This is a genomic window from Planomonospora antibiotica (genome assembly GCF_014647955.1).
In the GTDB taxonomy this organism is placed as follows: domain Bacteria; phylum Actinomycetota; class Actinomycetes; order Streptosporangiales; family Streptosporangiaceae; genus Planomonospora; species Planomonospora parontospora.
Window position 1 is genome coordinate 1 of record NZ_BMQE01000142.1, and the last position, 1,162, is coordinate 1,162.

General features: G+C 62.5%; 1 protein-coding gene. It reads left to right on the forward strand.

What is annotated here, in order from left to right; all coding sequences use genetic code 11:
* The coding region (locus tag IEZ06_RS35815) for an actin (protein WP_229799179.1) at positions 1-1,127 on the forward strand (1,127 nt) is incomplete at its 5' end.
* Positions 1,128-1,162 lie beyond the last annotated feature (35 nt).

Below are 1,162 nucleotides of genomic sequence, written 5' to 3' on the forward strand. Positions count from 1 at the left end.
TGGAGGACGAGGTTCAGGCTCTGGTGATTGACAACGGTTCGGGCATGTGCAAGGCCGGCTTTGCCGGTGACGACGCCCCCCGCGCGGTGTTCCCGTCCATCGTGGGCCGCCCCCGCCACACCGGTGTGATGGTCGGCATGGGCCAGAAGGACTCGTACGTTGGTGACGAGGCCCAGTCCAAGCGTGGTATCCTGACCCTGAAGTACCCGATCGAGCACGGTATCGTGACCAACTGGGACGACATGGAGAAGATCTGGCACCACACCTTCTACAACGAGCTGCGCGTGGCCCCTGAGGAGCACCCGGTTCTGCTGACGGAGGCGCCGCTGAACCCCAAGGCCAACCGTGAGAAGATGACGCAGATCATGTTCGAGACCTTCAACACCCCCGCGATGTACGTGGCCATCCAGGCTGTGCTGTCCCTGTACGCGTCGGGCCGTACCACCGGTATCGTGCTGGACTCTGGTGACGGTGTGTCGCACACTGTCCCGATCTACGAGGGTTACGCTCTGCCGCACGCCATCCTCCGTCTGGATCTGGCCGGCCGCGACCTGACCGACTACCTGATGAAGATCCTGACCGAGCGTGGCTACGCCTTCACCACCACTGCCGAGCGCGAGATCGTCCGTGACATCAAGGAGAAGCTGTGCTACATCGCGCTGGACTTCGAGGAGGAGATGCAGACCGCCGCGTCCTCGTCTTCGCTCGAGAAGTCGTACGAGCTGCCGGACGGCCAGGTGATCACCATCGGCAACGAGCGGTTCCGCTGCCCCGAGGCCCTGTTCCAGCCCTCGTTCCTGGGCATGGAAGCCGCGGGTGTGCACGAGACCACGTACAACTCCATCATGAAGTGCGACGTCGACATCCGTAAGGACCTGTACGGCAACGTTGTGCTGTCTGGCGGTACCACGATGTACCCCGGCATCGCCGACCGCATGCAGAAGGAGCTGACGGCGCTGGCCCCGTCGACCATGAAGATCAAGATCATCGCCCCCCCGGAGCGCAAGTACTCCGTGTGGATCGGTGGCTCCATCCTGGCTTCGCTGTCCACCTTCCAGCAGATGTGGATCTCCAAGGAGGAGTACGACGAGTCTGGCCCGTCGATCGTCCACCGCAAGTGCTTCTAAGCGCTACGAGGTGTTCGAAGACCCCTCAAGACATT